Source organism: Mycobacterium sp. ACS4054, assembly GCF_001667275.1.
In the GTDB taxonomy this organism is placed as follows: Bacteria; Actinomycetota; Actinomycetes; order Mycobacteriales; family Mycobacteriaceae; genus Mycobacterium.
Genome location: NZ_LZHV01000060.1, coordinates 45,810 through 60,898, shown reverse-complemented (window position 1 = coordinate 60,898; position 15,089 = coordinate 45,810). Strand labels below are relative to the sequence as shown.

14 protein-coding genes and 2 tRNA genes are annotated in these 15,089 nt (G+C 68.3%); 10 read left to right on the top strand and 6 right to left on the bottom strand.

The features are described from left to right. Positions 1-38 precede the first annotated feature (38 nt). The 4 genes from A5730_RS18230 to A5730_RS18215 all read left to right on the top strand — a co-directional run bounded on the left by A5730_RS18230 (position 39) and on the right by A5730_RS18215 (position 2,669). Positions 39-836 carry a fumarylacetoacetate hydrolase family protein gene (locus A5730_RS18230; protein ID WP_067903300.1) on the top strand — a complete coding sequence of 266 codons (798 nt, stop codon included), beginning with the start codon at positions 39-41 and terminating at the stop codon, positions 834-836. Beyond that, positions 833-2,302 carry a glutamate--tRNA ligase gene (gene gltX / locus A5730_RS18225; protein WP_082946891.1) on the top strand — a complete coding sequence of 490 codons (1,470 nt, stop codon included), beginning with the start codon at positions 833-835 and terminating at the stop codon, positions 2,300-2,302. Before A5730_RS18230 ends, gltX begins: the two co-directional genes overlap by 4 nt. A gap of 138 nt (positions 2,303-2,440) precedes the next feature. Then, positions 2,441-2,512 (top strand) — tRNA-Gln (locus tag A5730_RS18220). An 84-nt stretch (positions 2,513-2,596) separates the two neighbouring features. Continuing rightward, positions 2,597-2,669 (top strand) — tRNA-Glu (locus tag A5730_RS18215). Between the two features lie 5 nt (positions 2,670-2,674). On the opposite strand, the gene A5730_RS18210 is transcribed toward A5730_RS18215, so the two are convergent. Next, on the bottom strand, positions 2,675-3,187 hold the full coding sequence (locus tag A5730_RS18210; RefSeq protein ID WP_067903297.1) for a pyridoxamine 5'-phosphate oxidase family protein: 513 nt from the start codon (positions 3,185-3,187) through the stop codon (positions 2,675-2,677). A 152-nt stretch (positions 3,188-3,339) separates the two neighbouring features. Beyond that, positions 3,340-4,041, bottom strand: a complete 702-nt coding sequence (locus tag A5730_RS18205; protein ID WP_055403314.1) for an IclR family transcriptional regulator — start codon at positions 4,039-4,041, stop codon at positions 3,340-3,342. Between the two features lie 86 nt (positions 4,042-4,127). Here A5730_RS18205 and leuC point away from each other — a divergent pair, with 86 nt between their 5' ends. The 3 genes from leuC (at position 4,128) to A5730_RS18190 (ending at position 6,982) form a co-directional block, all read left to right on the top strand. After that, entirely contained in the window at positions 4,128-5,543 is a 1,416-nt protein-coding gene (gene leuC, locus A5730_RS18200) for a 3-isopropylmalate dehydratase large subunit (protein WP_067903295.1), read from the top strand. A 25-nt stretch (positions 5,544-5,568) separates the two neighbouring features. Then, positions 5,569-6,165: a 3-isopropylmalate dehydratase small subunit gene (gene leuD, locus A5730_RS18195; protein ID WP_067903292.1), complete on the top strand. Its 597-nt coding sequence runs from the start codon at positions 5,569-5,571 to the stop codon at positions 6,163-6,165. A 211-nt stretch (positions 6,166-6,376) separates the two neighbouring features. Further along, positions 6,377-6,982, top strand: coding sequence for an HU family DNA-binding protein (locus A5730_RS18190; protein WP_067903289.1), 606 nt, complete (start codon positions 6,377-6,379; stop codon positions 6,980-6,982). A 65-nt stretch (positions 6,983-7,047) separates the two neighbouring features. Here A5730_RS18190 and A5730_RS18185 read toward each other — a convergent pair whose 3' ends face one another. The 3 genes from A5730_RS18185 to cofC form a co-directional block, all read right to left on the bottom strand. Further along, positions 7,048-7,977, bottom strand: a complete 930-nt coding sequence (locus tag A5730_RS18185; RefSeq protein WP_067903286.1) for an NUDIX hydrolase — start codon at positions 7,975-7,977, stop codon at positions 7,048-7,050. Between the two features lie 76 nt (positions 7,978-8,053). Continuing rightward, positions 8,054-10,243, bottom strand: a complete 2,190-nt coding sequence (locus tag A5730_RS18180) for an RNA degradosome polyphosphate kinase (RefSeq protein WP_067903284.1) — start codon at positions 10,241-10,243, stop codon at positions 8,054-8,056. A gap of 79 nt (positions 10,244-10,322) precedes the next feature. Further along, positions 10,323-10,976: a 2-phospho-L-lactate guanylyltransferase gene (cofC, locus tag A5730_RS18175; protein ID WP_067903281.1), complete on the bottom strand. Its 654-nt coding sequence runs from the start codon at positions 10,974-10,976 to the stop codon at positions 10,323-10,325. A gap of 102 nt (positions 10,977-11,078) precedes the next feature. Here cofC and A5730_RS18170 point away from each other — a divergent pair, with 102 nt between their 5' ends. After that, entirely contained in the window at positions 11,079-12,098 is a 1,020-nt protein-coding gene (locus A5730_RS18170; protein WP_067903278.1) for an NAD(P)H-dependent glycerol-3-phosphate dehydrogenase, read from the top strand. Between the two features lie 73 nt (positions 12,099-12,171). Next, positions 12,172-13,284, top strand: coding sequence for a D-alanine--D-alanine ligase family protein (locus tag A5730_RS18165; protein WP_055403306.1), 1,113 nt, complete (start codon positions 12,172-12,174; stop codon positions 13,282-13,284). Between the two features lie 105 nt (positions 13,285-13,389). Here A5730_RS18165 and A5730_RS18160 read toward each other — a convergent pair whose 3' ends face one another. Continuing rightward, complete coding sequence (locus A5730_RS18160; RefSeq protein ID WP_067903275.1) at positions 13,390-13,962, bottom strand: DUF3515 domain-containing protein; 573 nt, start codon at positions 13,960-13,962, stop codon at positions 13,390-13,392. A gap of 142 nt (positions 13,963-14,104) precedes the next feature. Here A5730_RS18160 and A5730_RS18155 point away from each other — a divergent pair, with 142 nt between their 5' ends. Next, the gene (locus tag A5730_RS18155) at positions 14,105-15,067 is read left to right on the top strand and encodes a thiamine-phosphate kinase (RefSeq protein ID WP_067903272.1); all 963 of its coding nucleotides are present in this window, start codon (positions 14,105-14,107) and stop codon (positions 15,065-15,067) included. The last annotated feature ends 22 nt before the right edge of the window (positions 15,068-15,089 follow it).

The following is a 15,089-nucleotide window of genomic DNA, read 5'->3' as shown; positions in this document are numbered from 1 at the left end:
TATGCCGCCTGCTACGCCTCATTAGTAGGCTCAACGAAATGCGCCTTGGTCGAATCGCCAGCCCCGACGGTGTCGCCTTCGTCAGCATCGAGGGCGAACTCGCCGATCCCGCTGCAATGGTCGCCCGCGAAATCGCCGAGCATCCCTTTGGCACGCCGAACTTCACCGGCCGGTCGTGGCCGCTTGCCGATGTGCGGCTGCTGGCCCCGATATTGGCGAGCAAGGTGGTCTGCATCGGCAAGAACTACACCGATCACATCGCGGAGATGACCGAGCTGACCGGCCCGGCGGCGCCGGACCCCATCATCTTCCTCAAGCCCAACACGGCCATCATCGGCCCGAACGTGCCGATTCGGTTGCCGGCCAACGCATCACCGGTGCATTTCGAGGGGGAGTTGGCGGCCGTCATCGGCCGGCCCTGCAAGGACGTCTCGGCCGCCGAAGCCGCCGACAGCATCCTCGGCTACACCATCGGCAACGACGTGTCGGCCCGCGACCAACAGAAGGCCGACGGCCAATGGACCCGGGCGAAAGGGCACGACACGTTCTGCCCGGTCGGGCCGTGGATCGTCACCGATGTCGACCCTGCGGACCTCGAAATCCGAACCGAGGTCAACGGCGAGGTCAAGCAACACAGCCGGACCTCGCTGATGATCCACGACATCGGTGCGATCGTTGAATGGATCTCGGCCGTGATGACGCTGCTGCCCGGCGACCTGATCCTCACCGGAACCCCCGCCGGCGTCGGTCCGATCGAGGACGGCGACACCGTCGCCATCACCATCGAGGGGATCGGCACGCTGTCCAATCCCGTGGTCCGTAAGGGAAAGTCGTGACCGACGAAACGAAAGTCCGCGTCAGGTTCTGCCCGTCGCCCACGGGCACCCCGCACGTCGGGATGGTTCGCACCGCGCTGTTCAACTGGGCCTATGCCCGGCACACCGGCGGCACCTTCGTCTTTCGCATCGAGGACACCGACGCCGAACGTGACAGCGAGGAAAGCTATCTGGCGCTGCTCGACGCGCTGCGTTGGCTCGGCCTGGACTGGGACGAGGGCCCGGAGGTCGGCGGGCCCTACGGCCCGTACCGCCAGTCGCTGCGCAAAGAGATCTACCGCGACGTGGTGGCCAAGCTGCTCGAGGCGGGCGAGGCCTACTACGCGTTCTCGACCCCGGAAGAGGTCGAGGCGCGCCACATCGCGGCGGGCCGCAACCCGAAACTGGGTTACGACAACTTCGACCGGCAGCTGACCGATGCGCAACGCGCCGCGTTCCTCGCCGAGGGCCGCAAGCCGGTGGTGCGGCTGCGGATGCCCGACGAAGACCTCGGCTGGAACGACCTCGTGCGCGGGCCTACCAACTTCGCCGCGGGCTCCGTGCCGGACTTCGCGTTGACCCGCGCCAACGGAGATCCGTTGTACACCTTGGTCAATCCGTGCGACGACGCGTTGATGAAAATCACCCACGTGCTGCGGGGCGAGGACCTGCTGCCGTCGACCCCGCGGCAGCTCGCGCTGTACCAGTCGCTGATCCGGATCGGCGTCGCCGAGCGCATCCCGGAGTTCGCCCACCTGCCAACGGTATTGGGGGAGGGAACCAAGAAACTCTCCAAGCGCGACCCGCAGTCGAACCTGTTCGCCCACCGCGACCGCGGCTTCATCCCCGAGGGGCTGCTCAATTACCTCGCGCTGCTCGGCTGGGCCATCGCCGACGACCACGACCTGTTCACTCTCGACGAGATGGTGGCCGCCTTCGACGTCGTGAACGTCAATTCCAATCCCGCGCGGTTCGACCAGAAGAAGGCCGACGCGCTCAACGGCGAGCACATCCGGATGCTCGAGCCGGCGGACTTCGCCGGCCGGTTGCGTGCCTACTTCGAGGCGCACGGCCACCGCCTCGGATTGGACGAAGCTGCGTTCGCCACGGCCGCGGACCTGGTGCAGACGCGCATCGTCGTGCTCGCCGACGCGTGGGAGCTGCTGAAGTTCCTCAACGACGACGAATACGCCATCGAGCCCAAGGCCGCCGCCAAGGAACTCGGGGCGGACGCGGCCGCGGTGCTGGACGCGGCGCTGACCGCGCTGGACGGCGTGGCGGACTGGACGACCGCCGACATCGAGTCCGCCCTCAAGTCCGCGCTCATCGACGGCCTGGGCCTCAAACCGCGCAAGGCCTTTGGCCCGATCAGGGTCGCCGCCACGGGAACGACGGTCAGCCCGCCGTTGTTCGAATCGCTGGAGCTGCTCGGCCGCGAGCGCAGCTTGCTGCGGCTACGCGCCGCGCGCGAAACGGTCGGCGGGTAGGCGAAGACCTCGCGTGCGGATTGTGTGCCGAGTCTTTGGTAGTCTGCTCTGCGGTTTACAAAGGCCGACAACGGCGGGCAGCGGCGGTCTCCCGAGCAGGGTGAAAAGGCTCGCTGACCAGCGGTTTTAGGCAGCCAATGGGGTATGGTGTAATTGGCAACACAGCTGATTCTGGTTCAGCCATTCTAGGTTCGAGTCCTGGTACCCCAGCAAAATCTCGCCACCTCAAGCGATTAGGTGGGCTACCGGGTGTGAGCTATGCTGGCACTCCGGATCGTCTCTGGATCGTTTCTTGGCCCCGTCGTCTAGCGGCCTAGGACGCCGCCCTCTCACGGCGGTAGCGTGGGTTCGAATCCCATCGGGGCTACAAAATTATTGACCGGTTCCTAACACAGCCGGTGCCGTGGAGCCGCCCACCGGCATGGCCGGCAGCCCGAGTTTGCGGTGGTCCCACGAGCGGGCGCGCTGGGCCACGATGCGCACGCAGACGCGCTTGTTCATCATCTGCTCCACGAAGGGCTTCATGTCGTCGGTGTAGGGGCCCGTGTAGCGCTCCCAGACGCTGACCCCGACCCGGTGCGCTACGTCCGGATCGTCGACGATCTCCGCGACGCCCTCGAACGACACCCCGCGCAGCGTGTCGTAGGTGTGCCCGTCCTCGATCAGGAAGCTCACCCGCGGATCCCGGTTGAGGTTGACCGCCTTCTGCGACTTGGCCTTGGTCTCCAGCCAGATTTCGCCGTCGACGACGGCGTACCACATCGCGGTCAGATGCGGCTGACCGTCGGGGCCGATGGTGGCCAGCGTCCCGGTGCGGCTCTTGTCGACGAAGTCCGCGATTTCGTCCGGGGACATGACGATGCTCGCGCGCTGATTCGTTCCCATGGCGGTCAGTCTGTCAGGACAAGTTCGTCGCGTGTGCACCGGTGGCGTTCAGTGTGCGCCGACGGCATCGGGTGTGCGTGTGCGGCGGGATTTTGGCGATTTCACCGCCGTAGTCACACCCGCGGCGCCATCGATGCACACTCGACTCGGCCCTACAGCCGCCGCGTCAGCGCCTCGGCGGCCGACAACAGATCGGCGGCCCAGCGTGCGCCGGGCCGACGGCCGATCCGGTCGACCGGTCCCGACACCGAGATGGCCGCGACGACGGCACCGCGGCTGTCGCGCACGGGAACCGAGACGCTCGCGACTCCGGGCTCACGCTCGGCCACGCTTTGCGCCCAGCCGCGTCGCCGCACCTCGGCCAGCGTGCGCTCGGTGAACTTGGCCGTCGGGAGCACCGCCTTCTGGGTCGCCGCGTCGCTGTGGGCCAGCAGCACCTTGGCGCCCGAGCCCGCCGTCATCGGCAACCGCGCCCCGACCGGGACCGTATCGCGAAGGCCCGCAGCGGGTTCCAGGGCCGCCACACACACCCGGGCGGTGCCCTCCCGGCGGTAGAGCTGCACGCTCTCCCCGGTGGTCTCGCGCAACAGGGGAAGCACCCCGGCGCTGGCGGCCAGCAGCGGATCGTTGACGTGAGCGGCGAGCTCGCTGACGGCCGGCCCGAGCCGCCACCGCCCTTCGTCGTCGCGGGCCAGCAGGCGATGGACTTCGAGTGCGGCGGCCAGCCGATACGCCGTGGCCCGGGGCAGCCCGGTGCGCTCGCACAGTTCGGCCAATCCGCAGGGGGATTGGGCGATCGTGTGCAGCAGGCCCACGGCTTTGTCGAGGACGCCGATGCCGCTATGCTGTCTCACAAGAAGATACTAGCGTCTCGCATTCTGAGATCACAGCCCATGGTCGATCGGCGAGCCGCGCGTGAGGGAATCGAGGCGAATTCGCGATGGGATCCGGCAAGCCGCGCACCCTGGCCGAAAAGGTGTGGGAGGACCACGTTGTGGACAAAGGAGAGGCTGACGCGCCAGACCTCATCTACATCGATCTGCATCTGGTGCACGAGGTCACCAGCCCGCAGGCTTTCGACGGGCTGCGCCTGGCCGGCCGGGGAGTGCGGCGCCCCGACCTGACACTGGCCACCGAGGACCACAACGTGCCGACCGTCGACATCGACAGGCCGATCGCCGACCCGGTGTCGCGGACCCAGGTCGAGACGTTGCGCCGCAACTGCGCCGAATTCGGCGTTCGCCTCTATCCGATGGGCAATATCGAGCAGGGCATCGTGCATGTCGTCGGGCCGCAGCTCGGTCTGACCCAACCGGGAATGACGGTGGTGTGTGGGGACAGTCACACCTCGACGCACGGCGCCTTCGGCGCGCTGGCGATGGGCATCGGCACCTCGGAGGTCGAGCACGTGCTGGCGACCCAGACGTTGCCGCTGCGGCCGTTCAAGACGATGGCGGTCAACGTCGACGGGGAATTGCCCGCCGGTGTGACGGCCAAGGACATCATCCTCGCGTTGATCGCCAAGATCGGCACCGGCGGCGGGCAGGGGCACGTGATCGAATACCGCGGCGGCGCCATCGAATCGCTGTCGATGGAAGGCCGGATGACGATCTGCAACATGAGCATCGAGGCCGGCGCCCGCGCGGGCATGGTGGCCCCGGACGCCACCACCTTCGAATTCCTGCGCGACAAGCCGCACGCGCCGCAGGGCGCGCAGTGGGACGCGGCGATGCGCTATTGGCGGGAGCTGCACACCGACCTCGGTGCCGTCTTCGACACCGAGGTCCATCTCGACGCGACATCGTTGAGCCCGTTCGTGACGTGGGGAACGAACCCGGGGCAGGGCGTGCCGCTGGCCGCGGCCGTGCCCGACCCGGAGCTGATGACCGGCGACGCCGAGCGGCAGGCCGCCGAGAAAGCGTTGGCTTACATGGACCTTCGACCGGGTACTCCGATGCGCGACATCGCGGTCGACACCGTGTTCGTCGGCTCTTGTACCAACGGTCGTATCGAAGATTTGCGGGTCGTCGCGGATGTGCTGCGCGGCCGCAAGCTGGCCCCGGGGGTGCGGATGCTCGTGGTGCCCGGCTCCATGCGGGTGCGCGCCCAGGCCGAAGCCGAAGGGCTGGGCGAGGTTTTCACCGCAGCGGGCGCCGAATGGCGACAGGCCGGCTGCTCGATGTGCCTCGGGATGAATCCGGATCAGCTGGCGCCGGGGGAACGGTGCGCGGCGACGTCCAACCGCAACTTCGAAGGGCGCCAGGGGAAAGGCGGCCGCACGCATTTGGTGTCTCCGGCGGTTGCCGCCGCGACAGCAGTTCGCGGCACCCTGTCCGCCCCGGCCGATTTGAACTGACCCAATCGAGTAAGAAGGCATCAGCATGGAAGCATTCACCACCCACACCGGCATCGGTGTGCCGTTGCGGCGGTCCAATATCGACACCGATCAGATCATTCCGGCGGTGTATTTGAAGCGCGTCACCCGAACCGGTTTCGAGGACGGTTTGTTCGCGAGCTGGCGCTCGGATCCCTCATTCGTGCTTAACCTCAGCCCCTTTGACCGGGGGTCGGTCCTCGTTGCCGGACCCGATTTCGGGACCGGGTCGTCGCGCGAGCACGCGGTGTGGGCGCTGATGGACTACGGCTTCCGGGTGGTCATCTCGTCTCGGTTCGGTGACATCTTCCGGGGCAACGCCGGCAAGGCGGGCCTGTTGGCCGCCGAAGTTTCCCAAGACGGCGTGGAACTACTTTGGAAGCTGATCGAGCAGAGCCCGGGACTGGAAATCACTGCCAATCTTCAAGATCGAAATATCACGGCGGGAACGACGGTGCTGCCGTTCAAGATTGACGACCACACCGCCTGGCGACTGTTGGAAGGGCTCGACGATATAGCCCTTACGCTGCGAAAACTCGACAAAATCGAGTCATACGAAGCCGCGTACCCGCAGTGGAAACCGCGCACTCTGCCCGCTCCCTGAACGGTCGAGAAGGCCGGAATTTTTTCTCGCCCACCTAACTAACCGGGCCGATTTCCAACTCCGCCACCGGTCAAGGGCGGCAACCGGATTGCGAAAACTTCGCAATGCCCGACCCTGAAATTGCGCGTGGCTCTTGGAAATTTGCTGGGTGAGGGTTTACCGTGTGCACTAGTCGGTTCAAATCGAGGACCACTAGCGTCGGAGGGATTGGATGAATAAGGCAGAGCTCATTGATGTGCTCACACAGAAATTGAACACCGACCGACGGCAGGCGACCGCTGCCGTCGAGAACGTCGTCGACACGATTGTGCGCGCGGTGCACAAGGGCGACAGCGTGACCATTACCGGGTTCGGTGTTTTCGAGCAACGGCGTCGCGCGGCCCGGGTGGCCCGCAACCCGCGTACGGGCGAGACGGTGAAGGTGAAGCCGACCTCCGTCCCGGCGTTCCGTCCCGGTGCTCAATTTAAAGCGGTTGTCTCTGGCGCACAGCGTCTCCCGTCGGAAGGACCTGCAGTGAAGCGTGGTGTAGTTTCAAGCGGCGCGGCCAAGAAGACCGCTGCCAAGAAGGCCCCCGCCAAGAAGGCCGCGGCGAAGAAGGCCCCGGCCAAGAAGGCCGCGGCGAAGAAGGCTCCCGCCAAGAAGGCTCCGGCCAAGAAGACCGTCGCCAAGAAGGCTCCGGCCAAGAAGACCGTCGCCAAGAAGGCTCCGGCCCGCAAGGCTCCGGCCAAGAAGGCCGCAACCAAGGCTCCGGCCAAGAAGACCGCCGCAAAGAAGGCTCCGGCCAAGAAGGCCGCCGCGCGTCGCGGTCGCCGCTAGGCGGCAGTAGATCAAACGCGAATACCCTTCGGGTCGCAGCGATGCACCCGAAGGGTATTCGCGTGTTATGCCCGCACGTTGGCGGCCAGCGCGCCGCCGATGTGGTCGGCCGCCACCATCTTGCCGCCCGACAGCGACAGCACCCAGGTGCTGCCCTTGTGGTTGCGTGACTTGTCCGGGCGGACACCGTCCCGTTCACACCACCACGCGATCAAGTCGGGAATCACCTTGCCCTGTGTGCAAATGACCGGTGTGCCTTGCTGCCCGGCGATGTCGAGGACCCGACGCCGGGCACGTTTGGGGCTTTTGGCGTAGGACTCCTCGGTGAGGGTCGGCTCGTTGTGCACGGTCACGCCCAACTCCTCGGCCAGCGGTTCCACCGTCTGGTGGCAGCGCAGCCGGTCGGCGGCGTACACGTCGGTGGCGCCGAAGGCCAGCAGCTGCGGAACCAGCGCCTCCGCCTGGGCGCGTCCCCGTTTGTCCAGCGGTCGCTGGGTGTCGTCGCCCTTGAAGCGGGACTTCCGGCCGGCCGTGCCGTGCCGCACCACCACCACGGAGTGCGTGTCGGCGGGATGTTTTGTGAAGTGACGCAACATCTTTCGATCGTGAGAATAGCTGAGCATTTTCAACGCGTCGGTTATCGGGACCCACACCAATTCGTCGACCTCGTTGCCGGGGGTGAACTCACCGCCGGTGCTGCGCGCAGCCCAGTAGTACACCTTTTTGACGCCCGCCTCGATCGGGTAGCTCACCATGTCGAGCCGCCTGCCCAGGATGGCGTGCTGCCCCGTCTCCTCGCACACTTCCCGCACCGCGGCGACGGGCGCTGTCTCGCCGGGGTCCACCTTTCCCTTCGGCAGCGACCAGTCGTCATAGCGGGGGCGGTGGATCACCGCGATCTCGAGGCCGGGGTTGGCCGAATCGGTCGGTCGCCACAGCACCGCTCCGGCGGCGTGCACGATCCGGCTTCCCGAACGCGAGCTCTTGGTCGGCAAATCAACTCCTGCAGGTCAATTCGGTCGGGGCCGCGCGGTGCGGCCGGAGAACAACCGTAAATCACCGCACAGGGGGTTACGGACTGCGGTGCCGCTCCATCAACGACACTTGGTGATCGCGCACGGTGTGGCCCTCCTGCGGCGACGCGATCCACTGCCCGTCGGACCCCAGCTCCCAGCAGCGGGTGGACGGATCCAGCGCGGACTCGAACAGGTCGTCCAGGTATGAGGTCAGCCGCGGATCCTTGACCTGAACCAACGCCTCGACGCGCCGGTCGAGGTTGCGGTGCATCATGTCGGCGCTGCCGATCCAGAACTCGTTGATGCGATTGAAATGCATGATGCGCGAATGCTCCAGGAAGCGACCGAGGATCGAACGGACCGCGATGTTCTCGGAGAATTCTTCGGCGCCGGGGCGCAGCGCGCAGATGCCGCGCACCACCACCTCCACCCGCACGTCCGCCATCGACGCGCGATACAGCGCGTCGATGACCTGCTCGTCGACGAGGGCGTTCATCTTCAGCCGGATCCGCCCGTTGCCGTGTTCGCGGTGGGCGGCGATCTCGCGCTCGACGCGTTCGATGATGCCGGTGCGAATTCCGTGCGGGGCCACCAGAAGATTGCGGTAGGAGACCTTGCGCGAGTAGCCCGTCAGCGAATTGAACAGGTCGGTCAGGTCCGCGCCGATCTCGGGCGACGCCGTCAAGAGCCCGACGTCCTCGTACAGTCGCGCCGTCTTGCCGTTGTAATTGCCGGTTCCGATATGGCAATAACGGCGAATCGCCGAACCCTCGCGGCGCACCACCAGGCAGGTCTTGCAGTGCGTCTTGAGCCCGACGTAGCCGTAGACGACGTGCACGCCCGCCTGCTCCAGCGTTCGCGCCCAGCGAATGTTGGCCTGCTCGTCGAAGCGCGCCTTGATCTCCACGAGCGCCACCACCTGCTTGCCCGCCTCGGCGGCGGCGATGAGCGCCCGAACGATCGGCGAATCGCCGGATGTGCGGTACAGCGTCTGCTTGATCGCCAGCACATTCGGATCGGCCGCGGCCTGCTCGATGAATCGCTGCACGCTGGTGGAGAACGATTCGTACGGATGATGAAGCAGCACATCGCCTTCGCGCAGCGTCGCGAAGATGCTCCTGGGCGTCTCGCGATCGACGAATGCGGGGCTGGTGGCGGGTACGAAAGCCGGGTCTTTGAGCGCCGGTCGGTCTACGCTGTAGACCTGCCACAACGACGACAGGTCCAGCAGGCCGGGCACCTCGATGACGTCGCCCGGATTCACGTCGAGTTCGCGCAGCAGCAATTCCAGCATGCTCTCGGTCATGTCGTCGGCGACCTCGAGTCGCACCGGGGACCCGAATCGCCTGCGCGCCAATTCCCGTTCCAGGGCTTGCAGCAGGTCTTCGTCGCGGTCCTCTTCGACCTCGTAGTCCGCGTTGCGGGTGATGCGGAAAGCGTGATGCTGAACGATCTCCATGCCCGGGAACAGCACCGGCAGGAAGGCCGCGATCAGCTCTTCCATTGGTAGGTAGCGGATTATCCCGGACCCCTCGGCCTCGTCCGTATGGCCGCGGGCGCCCAATTCGACGAAGCGATCGACGTTGTTGGGCACCTTCACCCGCGCGAAGTGCTGGCCGCCGTCCTCGGGTTGGCGCACCATCACCGCCAGGTTCAGGCTCAGGCCGCTGACGAAGGGGAAGGGGTGGGCGGGGTCGACGGCGAGGGGAGTCAGCACGGGGAAGACCTGATCGTGGAAATAGGTCGACAGTTCGTCGCGCTCACCCTGGTCCAAATCGGCCCACGTGACTATATGTATGCCTTCCTCGGCGAGCGCCGGGCGCACCGAATCGAGGAACACCCGCGCGTGCCGGGTCGCGATGCGTTGGGTCTGCTCGCCGATGAGGGCCAGTTGCTCGCGCGGCGTCAGGCCGTCGGCCGAGCGAACCGACAGCCCCATCTCGTCGCGGCGCTTGAGACCGGCGACGCGGACCATGTAGAACTCGTCGAGGTTGGAGGCGAAGATGGCCAGGAACTTGGCTCGTTCCAGCAGGGCCAACGAATTGTCGGCGGCCAGCGCCAGCACGCGGGCGTTGAAGTCCAGCCAGCTCAGTTCCCGGTTGAGGTAGCGGTCTTCCGGCAGGTCGGTGATGGCGGACGGCGTCGCGGCGGGCGGTGCCGCCACGGCCGAGTCTGGATGCCACAAATTCTCGTCGGGGCGCGCCTCGGCTTCGGTTTCAGTCACCCTGCGATCATTGCTCATCACGCGCCGATGCTGCTAGCGCTCGACTGACATCCATTCCCCGTTGGGACGACGTTCACCCCGACGACAGGTGCCGCCAGGTTCACTGCTGCACGAGCGCCCGGGCGGTCTTGGCCCCGACCCCAAGCCGGCGCGCGGCGGCGAGGTCGTCGGGGGTGTCGACGTCGCAGCGCAGGCCCGGCCACGCGCCGGTCAGTTCGATCGCACCCGAACGCCGATGCCGCGCCGCCGAATCGGCGCCGAACTGCGGATCGAGCTGGGCGCCGAAGGCGAAGAGGGCGGCGGTTCCGGTCGCCAGCCGGTCGGCGACGAAGCTGCGCCGGTGCTGCCGCGCCGCGGTGATCGCCTCGGCCAGCTCCTGCGTCTGCAGCGCGGGCAAATCGCCTTGCAGCACAACGATATTCGGGAAGAACCCGCCCACCGCCCGCTCCGCGGTGGCGATGGCGTTGTTCAGCGGGTCGCCGTGCCCCTCGGGCGTCGGGTCGGCCAGCACCTCGGCCCCCAGCTCGGTGGCCGCCGCGGCCGCGGCCTCGTCGGGTGTGACGACCGTGATGGAACCCAACGCATCAACGCGGGTGGCGGCCGTGAGGGTGTCGATCAACATGGCGAGCACCACGCTCTCCCGGGTGCGCGCCGAGAAAGCCGGGGCCAGCCTCGTCTTGGCCGCGGCCAACCGCTTGACGGCGACAATCAGGGCAACGTCTTTACCGGCGTCGTCGGCTCGTATGCCGCTCATGACATCTCATCCTGCCAGCGACGGACGCGCTGGCTCGCCTGACGTCCGCTGATCTAGGGTGTAGCGGCTGCAACACGCTGGAGAAGAAGACGGGGGTGGTCGATGACCGGCTCAAAGGGCGCCGTCGCGGTCATGGGCGCCGGCGCGTGGGGCACGGCGCTGGCCAAGGTGCTCGTCGAGGCCGCGGAACCGGACGCGGAGGTCACGCTGTGGGCCCGTCGCTCTGATGTGGCGGACCGCATCAACGCCACCCGATCCAATCCCGACTATCTGCCCGGCACGGCGCTGCCGGCCGGCATCCGCGCCACCACCGACGCGGCCGATGCGCTCGACGGCGCCTCGACCGTGCTGCTGGCGGTGCCCGCTCAGACGATGCGCGCCAACCTGGAGGGGTGGGCGCCGCTGCTGCCCGACGGCGCCACCCTGGTCAGCCTGGCCAAGGGCATCGAGCTGGGCACCCTGATGCGGATGAGTCAGGTCATCGTGTCGGTGACGGGGGTGGACCCGGCGCAGGTCGCGGTGATCTCCGGACCGAACCTGGCCAGCGAGATCGCCGAATGCCAGCCCGCCGCCACGGTCGTCGCGTGCAGCGATTCCGGCCGCGCCGTCGCGCTGCAGCGCATGCTGAACACCGGCTACTTCCGCCCCTATACCAATAGTGATGTCGTCGGCACCGAGATCGGCGGCGCCTGCAAGAACGTCATCGCGCTCGCGTGCGGCATGGCGGCAGGCGTCGGGCTCGGCGAAAACACCGCGGCCGCGATCATCACCCGGGGTCTGGCCGAGATCATCCGGTTGGGGATCGCGCTCGGCGCCAAGGGCGCCACGCTGGCCGGCCTGGCCGGGGTGGGCGACCTGGTGGCGACGTGCACGTCGCCGCAGTCGCGCAACCGGTCCTTCGGCGAACGCCTGGGCCGCGGCGGGACGATGGAGTCGGCGATGCAAGCGGGCGGTGGCCACGTCGTCGAGGGCGTGACGTCGTGTGAATCGGTGCTGGCGCTCGCGTCGAGTTACGACGTGGAGATGCCGCTCACCGACGCCGTGCACCGGGTCTGCCACAAGGGGCTGTCGGTGGACGAGGCGATGGCCCTGCTGCTGGGCCGCAGGACCAAGCCCGAGTGATCGTCGACCGAAACCCCAGCTAGCGACCCGCCACCCGGCCCGAGCGCCGCGCAACCGGTAGCCTCTTTAGGTTGTGAGTGCCAGCGGGAACCGCGTGCGCGTCGCCGTCGTCTTCGGCGGGCGCAGCAACGAGCACGCCATCTCGTGCGTGTCCGCGGGCAGCATCCTGCGCAACCTCGACCCGCAGCGGTTCGAGGTGGTCGCGGTCGGCATCACCCCGGAAGGGTCGTGGGTGCTCACCGACGGTGACCCGGACGCGCTGGCCATCACCAACCGGCAACTGCCCGAGGTCACGGCTCAGTCAGGCACGGAGCTGGCCCTGCCGGCGGACCCGGGCCGCGGCGGCCAATTGGTCTCCCTGTCGCCCGGGGCCGGTGAGGTGCTGACGTCCGTCGACGTGGTGTTCCCGGTGCTGCACGGTCCCTACGGCGAGGACGGCACGATCCAGGGTCTGCTGGAACTGGCCGGGGTGCCGTACGTCGGCGCGGGCGTGCTGGCCAGCGCTGCGGGCATGGACAAGGAGTTCACCAAGAAGCTGTTCGTCGCCGAGGGGCTGCCGGTGGGCCCGTACGCGGTGCTGCGCCCGTCGCGCTCGACCCTGCGGCCCGAGGAGTGCGAGCGGCTGGGCCTGCCGGTGTTCGTCAAGCCCGCCCGGGGCGGCTCCTCGATCGGGGTCACCCGGGTGTCGAGCTGGGACGAGCTGGCCGCCGCCGTCGCCCTGGCGCGCCGCCATGACCCGAAGGTGATCGTGGAGGCGGCGATCACCGGCCGCGAGCTGGAGTGCGGAGTGCTCGAAATGCCCGACGGCACAATCGAAGCCAGCACGTTGGGTGAGATCCGGGTGGCCGGGGTGCGGGGACGTGAGGACTCGTTCTACGACTTCGCCACCAAATATCTCGACGACGCAGCCGAATTGGACGTGCCGGCCAAAGTCGACGACGACATCGCCGACGCCATCCGGCATTTGGCGATCCGCGCTTTCAAGGCCATCGACTGTCAGGGTCTGGCCCGCGTCGACTTCTTCCTCACCGACGACGGGCCGGTGCTCAACGAGATCAACACGATGCCGGGGTTCACCACGATCTCGATGTACCCGAGGATGTGGGCGGCCAGCGGCGTGGACTATCCCACCCTGCTGGCAACCATGGTGGAAACGGCGTTGGCGCGGGGCGTGGGTTTGCGCTAGTGGCGATCGCGAGCGCGGCGTGGCCGGGCGAAGCGGGTCGCCACCATCGGCTAGTGGCGATCGCGAGCGCGGCGTGGCCGGGCGAAGCGGGTCGCCACCATCGGGCTAGTGGGCTGGCCCCGGGTTGATCGGCACCGCCGCGATGGTGTGGTCGATCAATTCGGAGAGTTGCTGGATGGGCGTCGGGCCCGACCCCGCCGGCAGCGTGAGCGCCACATACACCGGCCGGTCTACGGCATACCAGGTGGATCGGCCCGCGTCACCGGCGGATTGCTGCTCGGGACGCACCTCGAACCACTGCACCCGGTCGACGACCTGAATCGGGGACCCGACCACGAACTCGGCGGGGCGGTCGAGCCCGCAGCGCAGCACCACGGGCTGACTGTCCGGCCCGGCGCGCCACGCGGTGGCGCCCTGGGGCGCCGGCTGCGCGATGGGCGCGCGTTGATAGTCGCCGAGCCGCTGCGGCAGGGCCCCGGCCAGTGCCCGGCACGCGGGGCTGTCGGCCTGCGGCGCCGGGGCGGCCGCCAGGGCGACCGGTTGCGGCGGCGCCTGGCGGTTGGCCGCGATCACCAGGATCGCGCCGATCGCCACGACGGCCACGGCGACCGCGGCGATGATCAGCGCGGTCGGCGGTCCCTCATCGCCGGCGGGGCCGGTATCGGCGTCGGTCGTCACCGCCCGCGCACCTCCTATCTCTGGCACGACGGCGCGGGGCTCTACACTGGCGCGGGCCGCTCGCGCGGGCAGTTACTGAACTTACCGCAGGTCGGAGAGCGGATAGCGGCCCGCACGGGCCCGGACGCGCGGAGGAGGTGGCGTGCCCGACGACGCATCGAATCCCACCCTGCAGCAACTCGGTGAGTTCACGGTCATCGATCGGCTGGTGCGCGGCCGCCGACAGCCGGCCGCGGTCGCGGTCGGGCCCGGCGACGATGCGGCCGTGGTGCAGGCCAGGGACGGGCGGCTCGCGGTGTCGACCGACATGCTGGTGCAGGACCGGCACTTTCGGCTGGACTGGTCGACGCCCCACGACGTCGGCCGCAAGGCCATCGCCCAGAACGCAGCGGACATCGAGGCGATGGGCGCGCGCCCCACGGCGTTCGTGGTCGCGTTCGGCGGGCCCGGTGACACCCCGGTGGCGGAGGTGGACGCGCTGGTCGGCGGGATGTGGGACGAGGCCCAGCGCATCGGCGCGGGCATCGCCGGCGGCGATCTCGTCAGCTGCCCGCAGTGGGTGATCTCCGTGACAGTGCTGGGCGACCTGGACGGCCGCGCGCCGGTGCTGCGGTCCGGCGCCAAGGCGGGCTCGGTGATCGCGGTCGCCGGTGAATTGGGTCGCTCGGCGGCCGGGCTCTCGTTGTTCGGCAAGGGGATTGAGGGTTTCGACGCGCTGCGCCGCCGGCACCTGGTTCCCCAGCCGCCCTACGGGCAGGGGCTGGCGGCGGCGGCCGGGGGAGCCCAGGCGATGATCGACGTCTCCGACGGCCTGGTCGCCGACCTGCGCCACGTCGCCGAGGCGTCCGGGGTGGCGATGGACCTGTCGACGGCGGCGCTGGCCGCGGACCGCGACGCACTGAGCGCGGCGGCCGCCGCCGTCGGCGCCGACCCGTGGCCGTGGGTGCTGGGCGGCGGCGAAGACCACGCCCTGGTGGCCTGCTTCGCCGGGCCCGCGCCGGCCGGATGGCGGATCATCGGGCGGGTGCTCGAGGGCAAGCCCGAGGTGATTGTCGACGGGCGCGCGTGGACGGGCTACGCCGGCTGGCAGTCGTATGACCGTTAGGGTGGCGCGGTGAGTGAAAAGG

Coding starts and splice junctions, on each gene's coding strand:
- A5730_RS18230 (WP_067903300.1), top strand. CDS start 39: ATGCGCCTTGGTCGAATCGCCAGCCCCGACGGTGTCGCCTTCGTCAGC.
- A5730_RS18210 (WP_067903297.1), bottom strand. CDS start 3,187: ATGGGAACGAATCAGCGCGCGAGCATCGTCATGTCCCCGGACGAAATC.
- leuC (WP_067903295.1), top strand. CDS start 4,128: ATGGGATCCGGCAAGCCGCGCACCCTGGCCGAAAAGGTGTGGGAGGAC.
- leuD (WP_067903292.1), top strand. CDS start 5,569: ATGGAAGCATTCACCACCCACACCGGCATCGGTGTGCCGTTGCGGCGG.
- A5730_RS18190 (WP_067903289.1), top strand. CDS start 6,377: ATGAATAAGGCAGAGCTCATTGATGTGCTCACACAGAAATTGAACACC.
- cofC (WP_067903281.1), bottom strand. CDS start 10,976: ATGAGCGGCATACGAGCCGACGACGCCGGTAAAGACGTTGCCCTGATT.
- A5730_RS18170 (WP_067903278.1), top strand. CDS start 11,079: ATGACCGGCTCAAAGGGCGCCGTCGCGGTCATGGGCGCCGGCGCGTGG.